We start from the raw sequence: 19,355 nt of genomic DNA, 5'->3' as shown, positions 1-19,355 counted from the left end.
TCCTCAATCTGAGGGGTTGGCAATCTAAGCCCTGCCGCGGGCAAAGCGGTTTTCAATTTACGAGGTGATGAGATGACGGATGCAACAGCAGCCGCAATGCCCGATGGCGACGACTTTCTTATAATCCAGGACGTGCCCCGGCCGCTTTCACCGAAGGTTCTCGGGGGCCTCGCTGGACCTATCGAACACAGCTTTCGCGAATATGCGGGCTTGTCGTATCAGGCGGCATCTATCGAGGCGTCCAAACTGATCGCAGCGGCGAACGCCTCCGGGGACTGGACCATCTATCTGCCTGAACGGCTTATCGCCCTCCGGGAAGTCATGCGCCGCCATATGGTCAGCATCGTCAAGGACGCCTCCTAATGAGCGCGCCTATCGGTAACGAGTTCTGGAAGGCTCGCAGCTCACACGGTCGGAAGCCAATCTTCGGCTCCCCGGATGATTTGATGACGGCATGCCTCGAATATTTCGAGTGGGTCGAAGCTAATCCTCTCTATGAGACGAAGGGCTTTGCCTTTCAGGGCGTCGTGACGAAAGAGACGTTCCCGAAGATGCGGGCAATGTCGATCAGTGGGCTTTGCATCTTCCTCGATATCGGCCGGCGATCCTGGGATGAGTACCGCAAGCGCGAAGATTTCCTGCCAGTCTGTGAGGCTGTAGAGGAAACTATCCGGACCCAGAAGTTCGAAGGCGCCTCTGCCGACCTGCTGAACCCTTCGATTATCGCCCGTGACCTCGGCTTGGCTGATCGGTCGGAAGTGACCGGCAAGGATGGCGGCGCGATCGAGACGAAGGAAGTCAGCGATAATGAACTGGCCCGTCGTATCGGCTTCATGCTCGCAAAAGGCCTGATGTCGGCCAAGGCGTCCAGTGGAGCTTAGCGATGTTCTGGCGGCGATTAACGCGCTGTCACCGGAAGAACAGGCTGGATTGAAGGCGCTGGCCCTTGAGGGGACAAAGGATCAGATATTCGTTCCTAACCTCGGGCCTCAGACCGACGCCTGGTTCTCCGAAGCTGATGAAACCTTCTATGGTGGCTCGGCTGGCGGGGGCAAGACGGCGCTGCTCTGTGGCCTGGCTGCAGACGAATACCAGCCGGCCTTGATCCTCCGAAGGCAGGCGACGCAGGTCAAGGGCATTGAGGACGAGCTTTCCCGCATCCTCGGCACTCGTGACGGGTACAACAGCCAGTCACATATCTGGCGCCTCCCTGGTGGCGGCACGATCGAACTAGGCGGTGTCCCGAACGAGGCGGACAAAGAGAAGTATCAGGGTCGGCCGCATAGGCTCAAAGGCTTCGACGAAATAACGCAGTTCTCGGAATCCCAATATCGCTACATCATCGCATGGCTTCGCGATGCTCTCGGCCGGCGGTGCCGCGTGGTCGCAACGGGCAACCCTCCGACCTCCTCGCAAGGCCAATGGGTGATCAAGTATTGGGCGCCATGGCTTGAGCCGTCGCATCCAAATCCTGCCAAGTCCGGCGAACTGCGATGGTTCACGGCGATCGACGGGGAAGACGTTGAAGTCGGCCGGGATTACATCGGCCCGAAGGGTGAGCTTCCCAGGTCGCGAACCTTCATCCGGTCGCGGCTCGAAGACAATCCGGATCTCATGGAAACCGGCTATGCCTCTACCCTGGAAGCGCTGCCGAAAGAGCTTCGAGACCGCCTGAGGGATGGTAACTTCTCTGTCGATGGCGACGATGACGATTGGCAGGTTATCCCGACACGCTGGATAAAGCTTGCGCAAGCTCGCTGGACGGAAACTCCGCCTGAAGACGTGCCGATGACTGCCGTTGCCGCCGACGTTGCCCAGGGCGGCCCTGACAAGACGCAAATCCAGTCCCGGCGCGATTGGTGGTATTCCCGGTTTACCAGCTACAAGGGCGTTGACACTCCGGACGGGCCAACCGTTGCCGGTCTGATCGTCAAGGAAATGCGGGACCGCTGCCGCGTCGTCGTCGATGCTGGCGGCGGGTATGGCGGGGACACGCTTACCCAGCTCGCTCATAGCGATGTCGATTGCTACGGCTTCAAAGGCGGTTCGGGCTCAACGTCGCATACTCGTGACGGCATGTACGGGTTCAAGAACCTGAGGGCGCAAGCGGTCTGGCAGCTACGTGAGCAGCTTGATCCTGAATACGGCTCTCGCATCGCTCTTCCGCCTGATCCTGAAATGGTGGCGGACCTCTGCTCATACCGCTTCGACATTGTGCCTTCTGGCGCTGGTGAAGTGATCCTGGTCCTGCCGAAGGAAGAGCAAAAGGAACTGCTCGGCCGCTCGCCTGACAAGGGCGACACGACTGTCATGCTGTCGGCCTCGAAGATGGGGGGCCTCAGACGCCCGAAAGCCGCACAAGAGCGCCGGGATATGCGCCAGAGGCAATTCAAATCCGTCACGTCCAACAGTGCCATGAAAGACAAACTGCGAGGTAAACGCTAGATGGGTGCACTCTTCTCCAAGCCAGCTTCAGCAAAGATGCCCGATCCCGAGCCGCCGGCTCCGATGCCGGACGCGGACGATCCGCTGGCAAAGCGCAAGCGCCAGCAGAACAACAGGCAGATTCGGACGGGCAGTTCTCAGGCGGCCGATCGGCTCGCCCCTGTGCCTGGCACGATCGGCCGTGAGTTCTCGCGCTCAACGCTTGGTGCTCGCTGATGTCGTTCGACAAGGCCGGCCGTGATCTGCTGGAAATCGACGGTCGCATGTTCGCGGCCAAGGAGAGTATTGACAGCCTCCATCAGGAGATTGCCGAGTTCTTCTATCCAGAGCGGGCGAACTTCACGCAAGAAATCACCTATGGGCAGGAGTTCGCTTCTCACCTGACGGACTTCTATCCGGTCCTGGTCCGTCGCGAACTTGGGAACGCTATCGGCACCATGGTCCGGCCTGCTGACCGGGAATGGTTCAAGGCCGCAACATCCAATCCCGATGTTGCTCGGCGCCGCGGTCCCTCGATGTTCCTGGAGTTCATGACGACGGTCAACCGCTCGATCCTCTATTCCAACGACAGCAATTATCGCAAAGCCGCCAGTCAGAACGAGCATGATTTTGCAACGTTCGGCATGGGCTGGACGCAGGTGTCGTACAACAAAGCCCGTGATAACCTGATGTTCAGGACGCACCACGGCAAGGACTGCGCCGGCTCTGAGGGGCCTGACGGTCGTGTTGATCACGTGCACCGCAAATGCGATATGACGGCGCATGCAATGGCATACTGGTTCGGTGAATCGGAGCTGCCCCAGCCGGTCAAGAACGCGCTGAAGAAGAAGGACACGACCAGCAAGTTCAAGCTGCGTCATATCTTCATCCCCGTTGACAAATACGATCCTTATCGGAAGTTCCCGAAAGGCGCGAAATGGGCCGATGTCTATGTAACTGAGGGGGGCAAGATCCTTCAGGAGCAGCCGGCTTTCACCTTTGACTACATCGTCCCACGTTGGCAGACCGTGAGCGGCGCGTTCTACGCTGTCTCGCCGGCAACCATCATTGCCTTGCCGCAGGCTCGCATGATCCAACGCATGATGATGTCCATCATCGAAGCGGCCGAAAAGACGCTCGATCCTCCGGTTATCGCGATGGAAGATGTCGTGACTTCTCCGATCGACCTCAGTTCCCGCGGCGTGACATACATCGATAGCGAGTATGACGAACGCCTTGGCCCTGCGATCCGCACCGTTGATTTCGGGAAGAACCCAGGCCTCGGCGTCGATGCCCTGACGGATGCCCGTGGCCTGCTGGCGGATGCCTTCTACATTAACAAGCTTCAGCCGATGGCTTCACTTCAGGGCCGGGACATTACCGCCTATCAGGCGTCTCAGGTCGTGGCGGAGTATATCCGCAATGCTCTGCCGCTGTTCGAGCCCATCGAGGACGAATGGACCGGCCGGACGCTGGATCTCGTCACAGAGAAGGTTATGCGGGCGGGCGGCTATGGCCCCGTCGATGCGAACGGCGTTCCCGTCGATATGCCCGAAGAGCTGCTGGGGCAAAACCTCGTGTATGAGTTCAACAACTCGCTCAAGGAAGCCCGCGACCGCCAGACAATCAACGCATACCATGAAAGCGGCGAACTGATCGCCAAGGCCATGCAGCTTGATCCGACGATGGTCGTCGAGGTGGACGCTCGCCAGTCCTTCCGTGATGCGTTCCAGTCCGTTCCCGGCGGTCATGCTGACTGGCTGGTCGATGCTGAACAGGCTGCTCAAAGCCGCGCTCAAGCGCAAGCAGCGCAAGCGCAGCAATCCATGATGCAGCAGGTAGGGCAGGGCGCCGAAGTCGCCGGACAGGTCGGCAACGCTGCCCAGCAGCTCCAGGCGGCCGAAGTCGTTTGACCGTGCCGGGTCGGTATCCCGGTTTTCCGTTTCATAGGTGATCGATGGCAGACCGTGAAACCAAGCGCGCCTATCGTCCGTGGCATCCTGTCCAGGTCAGACCTGACAACATGGCGCCCGAAAACAATCTCGAAATCCGCAAAGCTGATTGCGTGGCGCTCCAGGCGCTCGCGGCCGGCGTTGCGAGTGAAGACCAGCAGAAACGCGCATGGGCGGCGATCCTGTTCATTACAGGGTGCAACGACATGGTGTGGATGCCGGAAGAGCTTGGCGGCGATAGGGACACCACCTTTGCCGGCGGCAAGCAGCACGTGGGCTTTCAGCTTCGAAAGCTCGTCACTTTTCCTTTGAATTTGCTCACAGGTGAGAAACATGACGGACGAGAACACGACCGCAGCAGCGGACGACCAGCAGACGAGCGCAACGTCACCCGTTCAAGGCGGGTCGGCTGATACCGGCAAGGGCGGCAACGCTGCCACTGCTGCCAAGCCTGGCGCACAGGCGGGCAAAGAGCCTGTTGGGGCTGCTGCTGCCGCTTCCGATGATGCCGGCGCTGCTGGTGCCTCTGACGTGGGCGAGCTGCAGACCTTCCGCGAGATGCTGGCGGGCGGTGATGAGAAGTTTCTGAAGCAGCTCGAACGGTACAAGTCCAAGGAAGCGATTTCCAAGGCCGTTCGCGAAGCTGCCCAGGTGGCGAAGAATGCCGGCAAGGGCGTTTCTCCCCTGACGGACAAGTCAACGCCTGAGGAAATCAAGGCCTATCGCGAGGCGGTCGGCATCCCTGACGATCCGGCGGCCTATCCGGTATCCTTCAGGCAGGATTTCGAGGCCTCCGAGTTCGACACGGAAGCGCTCTCCTCCTTCAAGGAACACATGCACGGAAAGCATGCTGATCCGAAGACGGCGGCGGCTGCGATCGACTGGTTCCAGGACTTCGCGGTTGCGCAGCGCCAAGAGCTTGACGGCAACATGGCGAAGACGGCCAAGGCCACGCAAGCGGCTCTCCGCACTGAATGGGGCGGCGAATACGACGGCAATGTCAGCGCCGCAGCGCAGATCATGACGACGCACCTCGGGGAAGAGGGCTTCGAAAACATGATGGGGCTACGCCTCATGGACGGCTCCCGGCTCCAGGACAAGCCCGAGTTCGTCAAGATGATGGCGCAGATCGGCTCCGACTATTACGGCGGCAACGCCATTATCACGGGCGATGTGGAAACCACGTCCAAGACCGTCGAAGAACGAATCAACGAGCTTATGCAGCTCCGCGCTTCGGATTCGAAGAAGTATTTCAGCGATGAAGTGCAGGGCAAACTTACGAAGCTCTATGCTCAACGCACCAAGCTTAAGGCCCGCAAGTAAGCGGTCCCTTCTGACTACCCCGCGGCATCCCGGCAACGGCCCCGCAACCCTTCTGAAATGAAAAGCTGATGAGAAAGCCCCGTCTGGCTCGGCCTTGCGGCCCTCTGGCATGTCCAGGGCATCCCGCAAAAGAGCATGACGGCACCCTGTCCAACGGCTGGAAACCCCCAATCCCATCAATCAATACAAGGATCTAGGTGCATGGCTTATCCCATCACTAAAGACCAGTTCGTTGAAGAATGGGTTGTCGCCTTCCAGCGGGGCGAAACCTACCTCAAGGAATCGGTCACAACCGAAGAAGTGCTTTCCGGCCTCACTGCAAAGTTTGCTCTGCAGGCAGCCGCCGGCCGCATGACCTCCCGCGGCACGAACGGTCTCATTCCGTCCCGGAACCGCACCGACACGCAGCCGACTGTTACCCTCGAAGAAAAGCATTCGAAGGAAACCCGCACCGGCTTCGACGTGTTCACCGCTCCCGCGAACGTTCGCGAAGCGATGCAGAATGCCGGCGCCAACGCTGCAGCTCGCGAAATCGATTACACCATCATCGATGCCCTCGCGACCGCAACGAACCAGTACAACAGCGGCTCTGCAATCACCCTGACCTATGGCAAGACCGTCGATGCGCTCTCCGAGCTCTTCGAAGCAGATGTCATGGTCGGCAACCAGATCACATGCCTTTGGACCCCGAAGGCATGGGCGCGGCTTCTGACGTTCCAGGAATTCAAGTCGGCGGACTATGTTGACGAAAAGGTTCTCGTCGGCATGACGCTTGACCGTCCGAAGATCTGGCTCGGCGCGAAGCACATCATGCACAACGGCCTTCCCGGCAAGGGCACGGCTACGGCTTCGAACTTCATCTTCGCCAAGCCGGCAGTCGGTCATGCCATTGCTCAGGACAATATCCAGGTCGGCGTCGGGTACAACGACGAGGACGATTATTCGTTCTCGCGTCATACCATTTTCGACGGCGCCACCATCCTGCAGCAGGCCGGTGTGATCGAAGTCGTCACCGACGACACCGCAGCGTTCAGCTAAGGAGGCGCACACATGGCTTATGTATCTCAGGGCTTCAAGCTCCTCATTGGCAGCCTCTCCGGTGTTGGGATGACCAATATCTGGCTGCTCGACTCGACCGACGCCATCGCGACGGTCAACACGTCCAACTATGTGTCGGACGGTTACAAGAAGGGCGCTCGGCAGGGTGACATTGTGCTGGTCCGTACCCGCACAAGCACGCTGTCGGGCGCTGTGACGGCAGTGCATATCTGCTGGGTCATCGACGAAGCGACGGGCACCGATACGCTCGGCGTGGATCTGACTGACGGCCTGGCCGTCACCGCAACCGACACTGACTAACGTGTCCCGGGGGTGCGCTCGAACCTGAGCGTACCCCTTTTCCATTTCTCTTTCCCATAGGTGAAAATCATGGATCTGCCAGTGAGCAATCCTAAGCTTTCGGGTGGCCGCTTCATGCAGGCGGATTACTCGATCGGCCGTTATGCAGCGACTGTCCCGTCCGAAACGACGCTCGACGACGTGACGCATCCGCAATTCTTCTCCAACCACCTCAGTGTTCTGAAGCCCGGTATGCACATCGCCGTGGTTTCGGACGACATGGCGCTGGACTGTGACCTCCGGGTCGTATCCGTGACCAAAACCTCGGCAAAGGTCCGCGTCCTGCGGGTGTTCGATGCCGAAAACGCTCCGGAAGTTCGGGCCGCCGATGTCAAGGAGCCGGTGGTCTCCCACGGTGGACCGAAACACCAGTGGCGCTTCATCCATAACGGGGAGGTTATCCAACACGGCTTCCATTCGAAGGCCGATGCGGAGACCGCTGCCACGAAATACTTCGAGATTTTGAAGGGTCAGTAATGGTCGACAAACTCCAGGTCTACAAACAGGCGCTCATTCACCTTCAGGCGGCATCCATTGTCACCCTGACGGATGATGTCGAGGCTCGCTATGTTCTCGATAATGCCTGGACCGGCGTTGTCGAGGAGGCTTTCAGCGCGGGCGATTGGAACGCGTTCAAGGTCTCTGTTGCCCTGGAGGAAAGCGTAACGGGGACGGCGGCGCTCGGCTGGGCGTATGTCTTCGACTATCCGGACGATTACTCTCGGACTGTCGCCGTCTCCAACGTGCCGGACTTTCGCAGCGGGTTCCGGGAGTATGCGGACGAGGGCGGCTATCTGCACTCGAACACGAACCCGATGTTCCTGCGGTACATTTCCAAGACCAAGATGACCGATGTTGACACGTGGCCGACCATGTTCTGGCGCTATGTGGCGGTAAAGCTCGCCTTTGAGACGGTGGGTAAGCTCACGTCCGGCGACACGCTCGAAGCGAAGCTAGACAAGAAGCTCGACAAGGCTCTGAGGAAGGCGAAAAGCGTCGATGCCCGCAACGAGAACAACAAGGTTATCGGAACCGGCTCCTGGCTGCGAGCGCGTCAAGGTGGTTATGGGTACGGTGACGGCTATGGTCGCGGTGGAACGCTTGTCGGCGGCGAAATCAGCCCGGGCGAGGGTGACGTTTAATGCCGACCGTAAACGCTCCAGTCTATTCGCTGAACGGTGGCGAGGTTGGTGACGAGGCTCTTGCCCGTCTCGATCTCGAAGGTCAGCAGTTTGCGGGCTCGCTCTATGAGAACGCCTTGCCGCGCGTGATTGGCTCCATGACCTTCCGCCCGGGCCTCGAACATATAACCAATATCGACTTTGGACAGGTCCAGCTTCTCGAACATTCCTATTCCGGCGGCTCGACTTTCGTTCCGGTTCTCTCCGATGAGGCTCTGAGGGTCGTAAAGGGCGATGCGCTGATCTCTCGCGCTGCCGTAGCCACGACCGTGACGAATGGGGCTTTTGCCTCCTTCACCGGTTGGACCAATGCCAGCACGGGCACGGCTTCCGCCTCGGTCTCGGGCGGGGATCTCCAGCTTACGGGCGCAACACAGTCCAGGGCATGGGCGAAACAGACGATTTCCGTCGCGTTGGCCGATCGGAATGTTGAACACGCCATGCGCTTCGACGTGACGCGCGGCCCGATCAAGGTTCGTTTGGGCTCCACTGCCGGTTCAGATGACCTTATCCTTGAAGCAGTCCTAGACGATGGCGTTCATTCGATCGCCTTCACTCCGACGACGGCAAGCATCTTCCTTGAACTGATCAACGAACAGCCGCGCCTTGCGATTATGTCGTCCTGCCAGATTGAAGCGGCTGGCGTCATGGTCCTGACGACGCCTTGGACTGACGACGACCTCGAAGACAACATCCTCCGCTACAAGCAGAACAAAGACGTGCTGTACGTCGCTTCCGGCGTCTACCAGCAGCGTGAAATCCAGCGCCGCGGCGATGCGTCATGGGGTATCCAGCGCTACAAGGTGAGCGACGGGCCGTTCGTCACCTCTGACGGTCTGGTCTCTCTCCAGCCCAGCGGGCTTGTCGGCAACATCACGCTCACGGCCAATCGCGACTATTTCGCGGCAACGATGGTCGGGAAGCTCTTCCGGCTTTTCCAGAGCGGGCAGACGATCGACGAAACGTTCACGAGTGCTCCGGCAAACGGCGCCTTTATCCGGGTGGCCGGCGTCGGTAGCGCTCGCGCCTTCAGCTATTCGGTCTCGGGAACCTTTTCCGGAACTGCTAGGCTGCAGGTTTCGGTTGATGACGGCTCGGGCAATCCTACCGCTTGGACCACGCTATCGAGCCATACGGGGGCTGTCAGCTCCACCTATACCGATCCTGACAATAACGTGGTCAAGTTCTTCCGCTTCGCCCTCGGCAGCGGCGATTATACCAGCGGCTCGATCGTCACCAACCTGACCTATAGCGGGGGCAGCCAGTCCGGCGTCGTCCGCGTAACAGGCTACACGAGCAAGACCGTGGTTTCGGCCGAAGTCCTTAGCCGTCTCTATTCGACCGTCGCGTCCTTCGAATGGGATAGCTCTACCTGGTCGGATCATGACGGCTGGCCGGCCGCTGTCGAGACGTTCGGCGGGCGCCTCTATTGGGCGAGCGTGGATCTCATCCATGGTTCCGTTCCCGATGCCTTCAAGAGCTTTGACGATGAAGTCGAAGGGGCGTCGGCTCCGATTGCCCGATCCGTCAACTCCAGCTCGGCGCGGGGCATCCTGTGGCTGCTCGGCCTGCAGCGGTTGATTGCCGGAACCGACATGTCCGAAATCTCGGTCAAGGCCTCCTCCTTCGATGAACCTCTTACCGCCGATAGCTGGTTCCCCGTCGATGCCTCGACGCGTGGCTGTGCCAGCATTCGGGCGGTGAAGGCGGACAAGGACGGCGTGTTCGTCCAGGCCTCGGGAACGGGCGTCTTCCGCATTTCCCCCGATGCCCAGGGCGTCGATTACACGTCAACTGATCTGCTCGCGATGCACGAAGAGCTGTTTGACGGGTCGCAGGTCGTGGACATGGCAGTCCAGCGCCGGCCTGATACTGTCGTCTGGTTCATTCTGGCGAACGGTGAAGCCCGGGCACTGACCTATGAGCCGGCCGAAAAGGTCATAGCCTGGTCCCGCGTCCTGACGGATGGCGAGTTCAAGAGCGTTTCGACAAGCCGCGGCTCCAACCAGGATTCGGTCTATTTCGCCGTCGTCCGGAACGGGACGCAAAGGCTCGAACGGCTAGCAAACCTCAATGACTGCAGGGGCGGCGCGATCAACTGCGTTGCTGATGGCTTCACTCGGTTTACGGGTTCGGCAACCACGACGTTTTCAGTTCCTCAACTGGACGGGCTGGACGTGGTTGTGTGGGCCGATGGCGCCGCTGTGCATGATCAGGATGACCTCTATACGGTCGCCTCGGGTCAGGTCGTTCTTGAAACGGCTGCGAGCAACGTCGTGATCGGGCTGCCCTACAATGCGCGGTGGCGGTCAACGAAACTTGCCTATGGGGCTGCAGGCGGCACGGCGCTATTCCAGCGCAAGAAGATTTCCAAGCTAGGTCTGTACCTGCTGAACACGGTTCTCGACGGCCTCCGGGTCGGCAAGGATTTCGACACGCTGCGGCGGTTCACGACCACGAAGGGCGACAAGCCGATTGTTGCCGGCCAGCTTTTCGCAAACTTCGATGCCGACCTGATGAGCATCAGCAGCGATTGGGACACGGATAGCCGGATCTGCATTGAGTGTCGGGCTCCCTATCCCTTCACAGCCTCGGCTCTCGTTCTGGATACCCGCACCAATGGCTAAGATAGCCTGGGCGAATGACCAAGACTTTGCCCGGTACTATCACGGCAACGAGTGTCAAGCTCGATGGATCGGGAAGGCGATGCGGCGCGGCCTCCTGGTCGCTGGCTTCGGCGGCGCGATCGAAACGGCTGCTGGCGAATGGGTCGCCTTCCTCGAAATCCCCAACTCGGAACGGAAGCCGTCTCTGTACCGGCACGTGCTCGAAGGCTTCGAGCGGGTGAAAGAGGAGGGGGCGACGGTCATCAAGGCAGTTTGCGACACCTCAATCCCCCGCGCTGAGGAACTGATGCGGCGGCTTGGCTTCGAGCCGACCGACGAGACAGTCAACGGAAAGGTTCTTTGGAAATGGCAGAACTAGCCGCAATCGGTTCGATCGTCTCGGGTATTGCCGGGGTGGCCGGGACTATCATGTCCGTTTCCGGCGCGCTCCAGCAGGGCAAGGACGCCGAAGCGAAAGCCAAATACGAGGCCAAGGTTCAAGAGCAGCAGGCCGATGAAGCTCAAGCGGCTTCGCAGCGGGAGGCATCCGAGAAGTACCGCCAAGGCCAGTACATGCTTAGCCAGCAGCGCGCGGCGATTGCCGGCAGCGGCGGCAGCGTAAACGATCCGTCCGTTATCGACATGATGGGCGAGACGGCCGGCGAAACGGCTCTTTCGGCAGAGACCTCGATCTACAAGGGCGAGCAGCAGGCGCGCGGCTATAACGACGCTGCCAAGGTCTCCAGATACGAGGGGAAGGCGGCGCGACAGGCTTCCTACTACAATGCGGCCGGCGCTCTCTTCAGCGGCGTGACCAGCATGTTTTCAAGGTTCGGGGCTCCTCAGAAGAGCGCTCCGTCTCCCAGCGTTCGCACTCCATACGGCTCAAAGTCCTAAGGATAGCTGATAGTGAAAATCCCTACAGCACGAGATATTTCGCGCGATAGTACCCGCTCAGGCCGCATTGCGAATTCTGGTCCGGTCTCAAACGTCGGGGCGGCGATGGCCGGCTTTGGGCAGGATCTTGTTCAATCCGCCTTCAACCTGAAAGACCTGGCGGACAAGGAAGTCCAGGAGCTTAGCAACAAGCGCGGCAACGACGTTTCAACCGCCTTGACGAACTTCCTCAATAGCGAGGAAGAAGGGTTCCTGAAGGCTCGCGACGGCTCGACCGAAAGCGGGATCGGCTTCACTCGCCAGTATATCGAAGGGTATCAGAAGCGGGCGGATGACTTCGCCAAGGCAAACTTTGCCGGTCTCAACGACGACGATCAGACGAAGTACAACAACACGCTTTTGGGCCGTGGCAACAGCCTTTATGAAAAGGCCTATGACTACGAGACCAAGGCGAAAACGCTCTATTACGACCGGAACACAAACAGCAGCCTGGATAACGTTCGCAAGCAGATCCGCAACAGCGCTGCGCCTTTCGACCAGCTCAAGGTTCAGGGCCTCGAAGCGATCAACAGCGCCGACATGCCGGAAACCTGGAAGGCTATCCGCCGGCAGGAATGGGAAGCCGACGCGGCCGAAAGCAAATGGCGCTGGAAGTTCCAGAACGCTCCCCAGCAGGCGCTAGACGAGATCCGCGGCACGGGCGGGACTGATGCCGTCCTGGCGTCCATGCAGGAAGTTGAAAGCTCCGGTGATCCGAATGCGGAGTCGTCCAAGGGCGCTTCGGGCCTGATGCAGGTCATGCCGGAAACCGGCGCCGAGATTGCGGGCGAGCTGCGCGACGGTGCGTTCCCGACAAGCGGCACGGTCGAAGAGCAGAAGGCCTATCTGAAAAATCCCGATGTCAGCAAAAAGTATGGGGAGCATTTCTATAAGAAGATGCTCACCCGCTATAGCGGAGACAAGGAAGCCGCGCTGATCGCCTACAATGGCGGACAGACGAGGGCGGACGCGTGGATTGCCGCCGGCCGTGACGATTCAGTGATCCCCAAGGAAAGCGCCGACTATTACAAGAAGGTGCTGGGCAAGGCCAAGGTCTCCACCTTCACGTCACAGGACGCTTCCCAGGCTAAAGTTTTTCTACAGTCTCGGACGGACAAGGACGCGACACACATTGACGGGCTGGACGATGGTTTCTCCGTCAAGCTGGCCCGCATGTTCCAGTCTGCGCCCCCTGAAATTCAGGCAGGCCTCGGAATCTATTCCGGCGCCCGGTCGAATGAGCGACAGGCTGAGCTTTGGAAGGAAGCCCTTGCGAAATATGGCTCGATCGACGAAGCCAGAAGGAATGTAGCGCCTCCAGGCCACAGCAACCACAACGCAAAGGACGGCCAAAAAGCACGGGCTGCCGATGTCGCGTTCAACGGCCAATCGCTGAAGAATGCGCCCGCGAACGTCGTGAAATGGGTCCATGAGAATGCGCCGCAATATGGCCTGAAGTTCCCGCTTGCGAATGAGAACTGGCATATCGAAGACGCCAGCACTCGGGGCGGGAAGGCGGCGCCTGTTGATCCGGATCTCGATGCCATTCCCTATGACCGGCGCGAACAGCTCGCGAATTGGGGCGAGACGGAATACAGCCAGCAACGCACTCTTGAGCGGACGAGGGTAAAGGATAGCTATAACCTCCTGATCGCGTCCAAGCCTGAGGAAGTCGATGCGAATGTCATCCTGCGGGATAACACGATCGACGACGGCGACAAGGCCGCGCTGATCAACTCGCTCCGCACCGCCATGAAGGATACCGGGGAGGTCAACGGCTTTATCCGCTCTCTGGCTGGCGGCGGTGCGAACGTCAACCCGTTCGATCCCGACGAAACCAAGGTCGCGGACAAGGCTTATGAGAAGATGGTTGCCGGCGCTCCGGATGACCAGCAGGCGGTTGTTGCCTCCGGGTTCGTCGCCGGCACGAAATACATTCCGAAGCAGGTTCAGGCGGACTTGCGCCGCGGTGCCGCATCGACCGACGTTGCCTCCATGGGGCAGGCGATGACTGCGGCCAACGTTCTGCAGAAGAACGCCCCGATCGCGTTCGGTGCCTTCCCTGGTGGCGAGGCGGTGCGGAAGAACCTCGATCTGTTCCGGACATATACGAATGACCTCGGCTTTACGCCTGAGGAAGCCGCTCGGCGCCTCATCGACGGCAACGACCCTGACAAGGTGCGGGCACGTGACGCCCTCCTGGATTCGAAGCCGATCAAGAAGCTGATTGACGGGATCGACGCGGACACGGTTGCGAGCGAGTTTTCAAAGGGCTGGTCTTCGCCTTCCGTGGGTGGGCTGGCAACTCCTGAGCAAATCAAGGTGGGGGTCAATTCCGAAGCTGAAGCCGTCCTGGTGGAAGACTACCGTGAAGCGTTCCGTGAGGCGCTGGTTGATACCAACGGCAACGAGGCGGCGGCGAAAGAGGTTGCCAAGAAGCGGTTTGCCAAGCGGCACGGGCCTTCTCAGTTCACTGTGTTCGGCTCGAACGTCATCATTCGCAACCCGCCTGAGGCGAGCTATCCGGCTGCGGCTGACGGAACCCACGACTATATCCGGGAACAGGCAATCGAAGACATGAAGGGCCTCGGCCTGCAGAACGTGGAAAACATCTATCTCCAGCCTGACGGGGAGACGGAAAAGGATATTCGTGCCGGTCGGCCGCCACGCTATCGCGTGTTTGTCGAGACAGACGAGGGGCTGCAGCTTTCCCCGCGATATTTCCAGGCCGATCCTGCGGCTCCTGAAGCCAAGGCCAAGGAAGAGGCTGCCAAGCAAATCAAGGATGCCGAAACCCGCATGATTGAACAGCGCACTCAGGACGTGAACGAACAGCAGGCGGTCGATCGCGCTCTTGCCGATCCGGTCGGAACAGACTGGATGAAGGCGCGGGCGGCTGAAACGGCTGTCGAAAAACAGCGGATGGACAAGGCGTTCGGTGGGCCGATCATGAAGGAAAGCCCATCGACGAATGACAAGGCCGGCGGCGGGGGTGGTTACTGATGCCTCTCGATATGAACAGTATGGTTGAAGGTGCCGGCCCGCTTATCCTCTCGCAGTATGACAAGCCGGACCCGACGTTCCTCGAAACCTTGAAGTCTACCCTGAGCCTGAATAACCCTCTTGGATCGGCGGCGTCAGGTGCGTATCTCGATGGCTCCGCTGAAGAGCTTTCGAAGATTGATCAGACGTACAACGTCTATCAAGACCCTGACTTTGCCGACCTGGTGAAGGCAGATCCGGAACGCTTCGAAACGATCTATAACCGCAAGGCGGCGGATGTCGTTCGGTTGGATATCGAACGAGAAAAGCAGGATGCCGCCACTCTCAAGGCAAGCGGCTGGGTTCCCTGGCTCGGCGCTGCTGCGATTTCTACCGTTCTCGACCCGACAATCCTCCTTCCTGGCGGTGAGTTCGTGAAGGGCGCTCGCCTTGGCTACAGTGGTGTGCGTTCGGCGGCTTCCGTGGGCGTGGCTGCTGGCGTCGGGGCTGCTGTCCAGGAAGGCGCGCTGCAGGCAACGCAAGAAACCCGCACTGCCGGCGAAAGCGCTATGAATATCGGCGGTTCGGTTATCCTGGGTGGCGTCATTGGGATGGCCGGCGCGAAGTTCTTCAGCAAAGGGGAGTGGGACGCGGCGGCTCGCCAGCTCGAAACAGATTTGGCTGATGACGTTCCCAATCCTGAGGAGCTGACGCAAACGATTGTGCAGCGCATGCAGTCGGCCGGTGCCGCTGCTTCCGATAACATCAATCTCGAAGATCTAGGGATCGGCGGTTCCAAGGCTGCGGAGCTGGTCGCGCGGGCGACTGCTGCGGCTCGAATCAATCCCGGCGTTCAGACCATGCTTTCCCCCTCCAAGCGGGTCCGCGAAGTCTATGCGAAGATGGTCGATAACCCGATCATGACGCGCATGAACATGGAAGGGAAGACGCTCGGCGCCGACGTGGAAAACCTTGTGAAGCTCTATGAGCGCGGCGCGGTTGCCTCCTGGCTGAAGTCGTCCAGGGCTCTCTATCGCGATGCTCGAAAGAATGGCTTCACGGGGACGATAGGCGAGTTCAACACGGCTGTAGCTCGGGCCGGCCGTCGTGGCGATATCGACGAGGGCGGGAACGAGTTCGTCACCCGCGCTGCACAGGAAGCCCGCTCGAAGGTCTTCGATCCGCTCCTCGAACGTGCGAAACGCTCTGGCCTGCTGCCGGAAGACGTGAAGGTAACGACCGCGGCAAGCTACGTGACGCGCCTCTGGAACCGTCAGCGTCTCATGGGCGAGGAAACCCGCTTCCGTGACATTGCCCGTCGCTATTTCTCGGAACAGCTAGACCAGGCCATTCTGAGGCAGGAAGAGCGCAAGATCGGCAACAAGGTCGTTGACACGATGTTTGTCGATGACCGCTATAACAAGGCGTTCACCCGACTCCAGAATGTTGAGGATCGTCTTGCCGCTCGCCAGAAGACACGCGATGCGATGCTCGGCCGCGTTCGTGGCGAGGAAAGCCGCCGCTTCGATGTGCTGAAGGATCGGGCGCCGAAAGAGGTTGTGACCGCGCTGCGCGAAGCACAGGCCGGCGATAGCCTGGTCAAGGCCGTGAAGGAAGCTCGGACGGCTGAGAACGTGCGTCTCGCGAAAACCCCTGTGCTGACGATCCTCAAGCGCCGCGGCGGTGTCCGGATCGGCTCATCGCTTGACGCGAACCTGCGGGCCATGGGCGTTACACCGAAGACTGTTCCCGGTCTCTTCAAGAAGGAAGGCGGGCGCGGCTCTGCTGACAATATCGTCGGGTCTGAATTCGAGCTATTCGATAGCCTGCCGACTGATGCCAACGGCTATGTCGATGAAAACGCCCTGATGGATGCTATTCGTGCTGAAGTCAGCGGCAACGCTCTCCGATCGGCGGCCCAGGAGAACGAGCTTGCCAATGCCGACGCCCTCGGCGCCAACGTTTCGGAATGGCTGAAGAGCGTGGGGATCGACGAAAACTCGACTATCCGGGAGATCCGCGAAATCATGGCCGAAAAGCTGCGGCCCGAAAAGGTGCTGGATGACGTGGACAGCCGCATCTCTCGGCTGAACCAGGAAATCGACGACTTCGACAAGGCGACTGACGGGCTTCGCAATGAGCGTCTGGTGTCGGAAGCCCAGGCCAAGAACGTTGCGAAAGAGCTTCAGGATCTTGAGGACGAGATCAACGCGAACGTTGACCAGGTGAAGCAGTCGCCGGCCATCAAGCGCATGGTCGATTATGCCCGCTCCCGTCGCGACTATGGCAAGGCCCGCTATGACCAAACCCGGATCAAGGCGAGGACCGACGCAATCAAACGCGTGGACGCTGAAGGCCGTCTGACGCCTGAGCTTGAAGCGGAACTGAACGTCCTGGCAAAGGAGGCCAAGGAGGTTGAGGTTCGGCTTGCCAAGGCCAACGCGACTTCCGAAAAGCTGAAGCCCTTCCTTCCGAAGCAGAAAGAGGAAATCCCGGATTTCGTGGATGAGGGCGACCGCGCCGATTATGTCGAGGAAATCGTTTCGTCGGTCTTCAACAACCTGACTGGCAAGGGTGCGACCGATGTTCCGGAATGGCTTGTCCCGGTAAAGCGTGGGCCGCTCAAGGATCGTGTTTTCAACATCGCTGACGATCAGGTCGAAGACTTCCTGGAGAACGACGCGGAATTGATCCTGCGCCGCTATGCCCGCACCATGGCGGCGGAAGTCGAGTTGACCGACCGGTTCGGCCGCGCCGACATGCAGGAGCAGCTTGACGAAATCGTTCGGGAATATGCGGAGCTTCGCAAGGGCGCCAAGTCGGCGGCCGATCTGGAGAAGCTGAACGAGGCGGAAAGGCGGGACCTCGGCAACCTCAAGGCCTTCCGTGACATGATCCGCGGCACCTACCGCGCGGCGGACGAGGGAAGTTCCTGGAGTGCAATAACCCGGGCGGCCCTGACCTGGAACTATATCCGGATGATGGGCGGCGTAACCCTGACCAGCATAACGGACGCTGCCTCAGTCCTCGGCAAGTTCGGGATGCGGGCGACCCTGACGGAACCGGCCAAGATGTTCGCGGCAAAGCTCAAGGGCAACAAGGCGCTCCGGATCTCGATGGAAGACGCTAGGGAACTTGGCGTCGTGACTGAGCGCGTCCTTCAGTCCCGGCTTGCGAACCTGGCGGAGCTTCAAGATCCATACCGCTACGGCTCCACCTTTGAGCGGTTCCTATCGAACACCTCCAACGTGTTCACGAAAGCAACCGGCCTCGGCTACTGGAATGACGGGCTTCGCTCGATCGTCGGCGTCATGTCGCAAAACCGCCTGATGAAAAACATCTTCGGCGCCCTGGACGAGGCAACCGGCCGGATCGACTTCGCCAAGATCCACCCTGCAGAGAAGGCCCATCTTGCCAGCCTCGGTATAGACGAGAACATGGCGGCTCGGATTGCTGACCAGCAGCGCAAATTCGGGATGGTCGAAGACGGCATCTATGGCCCGAACGCAACACAATGGGAAGACGACCTGGCGGCCCGCACCTGGGCGGCGGCTCTGAACAAGAGCGCTGACATGACCATCATCATGAAGGGCGTAGCCGATAACCCGCTCTGGATGAAATCCAACGTCGGCAAGCTGTTTTTCCAGTTCAAAAGCTTCATGCTCGCCAGCCATCAGCGGGTATTGATCGCCGGCCTGCAGCAGCGCCAGCACAGGCTTGCTGAACAGCTCATCTTTGGCACGACATTGGGGATGCTAATCAGCTACCTGAAATATGTAGAGCGTGGGGACTTCGACGAGGCCGAACGCCTGCTTGAAAACCCCGGGCTCTGGATCGCAAACGGCGTCGATCGATCGGGCGTCCTGTCCATACCCTTCGAGATCAGCAACACGGTTGAGAAGTGGGGCGTTCCTGGCATTACCTCGGCGTCACAGCTCATTGCTGGCGACAAGGACCAGGGTGGCGGGGCTTCCCGCTATGCCAGCCGGGGGCGCTTCGGCGCAATTGCCGGTCCAACGGTCGGCACGTTCGAGGATCTGACGACAATCCTTGACCAGCTCATCGGCGGGGACATTAAGAAGTCCGGCGTGAATGCCGCTGTTCGTCAGCTTCCCGGCGCAACGCTGCCCGGGTTCAGAACTGGAATCAACGTAGGCCTCAAGCCTGCGCTGATGGAAGGGACGGGGAACTAACGCCTCGTCGCGACTTTAGATTTTGATTTGAAAAGCCGCGTGATGCCGTAGGCCGCTCCAGCGATGATGCAATTTGCAACAAAGCCCGTGGCCGTGGTGAAGGCATGATAGGAGAACGGAAGCCGAAGTTCTCGCATCTGGCTAAGCATCAATGCGGAAAGAACTGCAACCACGACAAGCGCGACGACAAGCGGGAGTAACCGACGCTTGCCCTCGTAGGAACTCCAAACGAACCACATCCCGAGCAGAACGCCGGCAATGCGGATCGGATCTGTAATCTGAGCGATCAGTAACGCGCTTAAGGCGACCATTCTCAAAGGCTCCTTTGTGGAAGGCGCCATAAAACTCCGAAATCCCCAT

Annotated in this window: 17 protein-coding genes; 16 read left to right on the top strand and 1 reads right to left on the bottom strand. The window is 59.7% G+C overall.

Going from position 1 to position 19,355, the window contains the following annotated elements:
- Positions 1-72 precede the first annotated feature (72 nt).
- The 16 genes from ABCW43_RS02345 (at position 73) to ABCW43_RS02270 (ending at position 18,995) form a co-directional block, all read left to right on the top strand.
- Entirely contained in the window at positions 73-363 is a 291-nt protein-coding gene (locus ABCW43_RS02345; RefSeq protein ID WP_345921955.1) for a hypothetical protein, read from the top strand.
- Positions 363-881, top strand: coding sequence for a terminase small subunit (locus ABCW43_RS02340; RefSeq protein WP_345921954.1), 519 nt, complete (start codon positions 363-365; stop codon positions 879-881). Before ABCW43_RS02345 ends, ABCW43_RS02340 begins: the two co-directional genes overlap by 1 nt.
- Entirely contained in the window at positions 871-2,445 is a 1,575-nt protein-coding gene (locus ABCW43_RS02335) for a terminase large subunit domain-containing protein (protein ID WP_345921953.1), read from the top strand. Before ABCW43_RS02340 ends, ABCW43_RS02335 begins: the two co-directional genes overlap by 11 nt.
- Entirely contained in the window at positions 2,446-2,661 is a 216-nt protein-coding gene (locus ABCW43_RS02330) for a hypothetical protein (RefSeq protein WP_345921952.1), read from the top strand. It abuts the gene before it with no gap.
- Positions 2,661-4,337: a portal protein gene (locus tag ABCW43_RS02325; RefSeq protein WP_345921951.1), complete on the top strand. Its 1,677-nt coding sequence runs from the start codon at positions 2,661-2,663 to the stop codon at positions 4,335-4,337. Before ABCW43_RS02330 ends, ABCW43_RS02325 begins: the two co-directional genes overlap by 1 nt.
- Before the next feature lie 44 nt (positions 4,338-4,381).
- Positions 4,382-4,789 carry a hypothetical protein gene (locus tag ABCW43_RS02320; protein WP_345921950.1) on the top strand — a complete coding sequence of 136 codons (408 nt, stop codon included), beginning with the start codon at positions 4,382-4,384 and terminating at the stop codon, positions 4,787-4,789.
- Positions 4,710-5,699, top strand: a complete 990-nt coding sequence (locus tag ABCW43_RS02315) for a hypothetical protein (protein ID WP_345921949.1) — start codon at positions 4,710-4,712, stop codon at positions 5,697-5,699. Before ABCW43_RS02320 ends, ABCW43_RS02315 begins: the two co-directional genes overlap by 80 nt.
- A gap of 201 nt (positions 5,700-5,900) precedes the next feature.
- Positions 5,901-6,737 carry a phage capsid protein gene (locus ABCW43_RS02310; RefSeq protein WP_345921948.1) on the top strand — a complete coding sequence of 279 codons (837 nt, stop codon included), beginning with the start codon at positions 5,901-5,903 and terminating at the stop codon, positions 6,735-6,737.
- A 12-nt stretch (positions 6,738-6,749) separates the two neighbouring features.
- A complete protein-coding gene (locus tag ABCW43_RS02305) occupies positions 6,750-7,058 on the top strand; it encodes a hypothetical protein (protein ID WP_345921947.1) in 309 nt (102 codons plus the stop codon).
- 69 nt (positions 7,059-7,127) lie between these two features.
- Positions 7,128-7,574: a hypothetical protein gene (locus ABCW43_RS02300; RefSeq protein WP_345921946.1), complete on the top strand. Its 447-nt coding sequence runs from the start codon at positions 7,128-7,130 to the stop codon at positions 7,572-7,574.
- Positions 7,574-8,239 (top strand): phage connector family protein, encoded by a 666-nt coding sequence (locus ABCW43_RS02295; RefSeq protein ID WP_345921945.1) that lies wholly within the window; start codon positions 7,574-7,576, stop codon positions 8,237-8,239. The genes ABCW43_RS02300 and ABCW43_RS02295 overlap by 1 nt, the downstream gene beginning before the upstream one ends.
- A complete protein-coding gene (locus tag ABCW43_RS02290) occupies positions 8,239-10,905 on the top strand; it encodes a phage tail protein (RefSeq protein ID WP_345921944.1) in 2,667 nt (888 codons plus the stop codon). The genes ABCW43_RS02295 and ABCW43_RS02290 overlap by 1 nt, the downstream gene beginning before the upstream one ends.
- Before the next feature lie 79 nt (positions 10,906-10,984).
- A complete protein-coding gene (locus ABCW43_RS02285; protein WP_345921943.1) occupies positions 10,985-11,263 on the top strand; it encodes a hypothetical protein in 279 nt (92 codons plus the stop codon).
- A complete protein-coding gene (locus ABCW43_RS02280; RefSeq protein WP_345921942.1) occupies positions 11,251-11,781 on the top strand; it encodes a hypothetical protein in 531 nt (176 codons plus the stop codon). Before ABCW43_RS02285 ends, ABCW43_RS02280 begins: the two co-directional genes overlap by 13 nt.
- Before the next feature lie 105 nt (positions 11,782-11,886).
- Positions 11,887-14,823, top strand: coding sequence for a transglycosylase SLT domain-containing protein (locus tag ABCW43_RS02275; protein WP_345921941.1), 2,937 nt, complete (start codon positions 11,887-11,889; stop codon positions 14,821-14,823).
- Between the two features lie 11 nt (positions 14,824-14,834).
- Entirely contained in the window at positions 14,835-18,995 is a 4,161-nt protein-coding gene (locus tag ABCW43_RS02270; protein WP_345921940.1) for a hypothetical protein, read from the top strand.
- Here ABCW43_RS02270 and ABCW43_RS02265 read toward each other — a convergent pair.
- A complete protein-coding gene (locus ABCW43_RS02265; protein ID WP_345921939.1) occupies positions 18,992-19,306 on the bottom strand; it encodes a hypothetical protein in 315 nt (104 codons plus the stop codon). The genes ABCW43_RS02270 and ABCW43_RS02265 overlap by 4 nt on opposite strands.
- Between the last annotated feature and the right edge of the window lie 49 nt (positions 19,307-19,355).

This window comes from Neorhizobium tunisiense (assembly GCF_039631515.1).
Lineage (GTDB): Bacteria > Pseudomonadota > Alphaproteobacteria > Rhizobiales > Rhizobiaceae > Neorhizobium.
This window is presented reverse-complemented; position numbering and strand designations above follow the sequence as displayed.

Coding starts and splice junctions, on each gene's coding strand:
- ABCW43_RS02285 (WP_345921943.1), top strand. CDS start 10,985: ATGCGGCGCGGCCTCCTGGTCGCTGGCTTCGGCGGCGCGATCGAAACG.
- ABCW43_RS02265 (WP_345921939.1), bottom strand. CDS start 19,306: ATGGTCGCCTTAAGCGCGTTACTGATCGCTCAGATTACAGATCCGATC.
- ABCW43_RS02345 (WP_345921955.1), top strand. CDS start 73: ATGACGGATGCAACAGCAGCCGCAATGCCCGATGGCGACGACTTTCTT.
- ABCW43_RS02295 (WP_345921945.1), top strand. CDS start 7,574: ATGGTCGACAAACTCCAGGTCTACAAACAGGCGCTCATTCACCTTCAG.
- ABCW43_RS02320 (WP_345921950.1), top strand. CDS start 4,382: ATGGCAGACCGTGAAACCAAGCGCGCCTATCGTCCGTGGCATCCTGTC.
- ABCW43_RS02310 (WP_345921948.1), top strand. CDS start 5,901: ATGGCTTATCCCATCACTAAAGACCAGTTCGTTGAAGAATGGGTTGTC.
- ABCW43_RS02290 (WP_345921944.1), top strand. CDS start 8,239: ATGCCGACCGTAAACGCTCCAGTCTATTCGCTGAACGGTGGCGAGGTT.
- ABCW43_RS02280 (WP_345921942.1), top strand. CDS start 11,251: ATGGCAGAACTAGCCGCAATCGGTTCGATCGTCTCGGGTATTGCCGGG.
- ABCW43_RS02340 (WP_345921954.1), top strand. CDS start 363: ATGAGCGCGCCTATCGGTAACGAGTTCTGGAAGGCTCGCAGCTCACAC.
- ABCW43_RS02325 (WP_345921951.1), top strand. CDS start 2,661: ATGTCGTTCGACAAGGCCGGCCGTGATCTGCTGGAAATCGACGGTCGC.
- ABCW43_RS02275 (WP_345921941.1), top strand. CDS start 11,887: ATGGCCGGCTTTGGGCAGGATCTTGTTCAATCCGCCTTCAACCTGAAA.
- ABCW43_RS02330 (WP_345921952.1), top strand. CDS start 2,446: ATGGGTGCACTCTTCTCCAAGCCAGCTTCAGCAAAGATGCCCGATCCC.
- ABCW43_RS02305 (WP_345921947.1), top strand. CDS start 6,750: ATGGCTTATGTATCTCAGGGCTTCAAGCTCCTCATTGGCAGCCTCTCC.
- ABCW43_RS02315 (WP_345921949.1), top strand. CDS start 4,710: ATGACGGACGAGAACACGACCGCAGCAGCGGACGACCAGCAGACGAGC.
- ABCW43_RS02270 (WP_345921940.1), top strand. CDS start 14,835: ATGAACAGTATGGTTGAAGGTGCCGGCCCGCTTATCCTCTCGCAGTAT.
- ABCW43_RS02300 (WP_345921946.1), top strand. CDS start 7,128: ATGGATCTGCCAGTGAGCAATCCTAAGCTTTCGGGTGGCCGCTTCATG.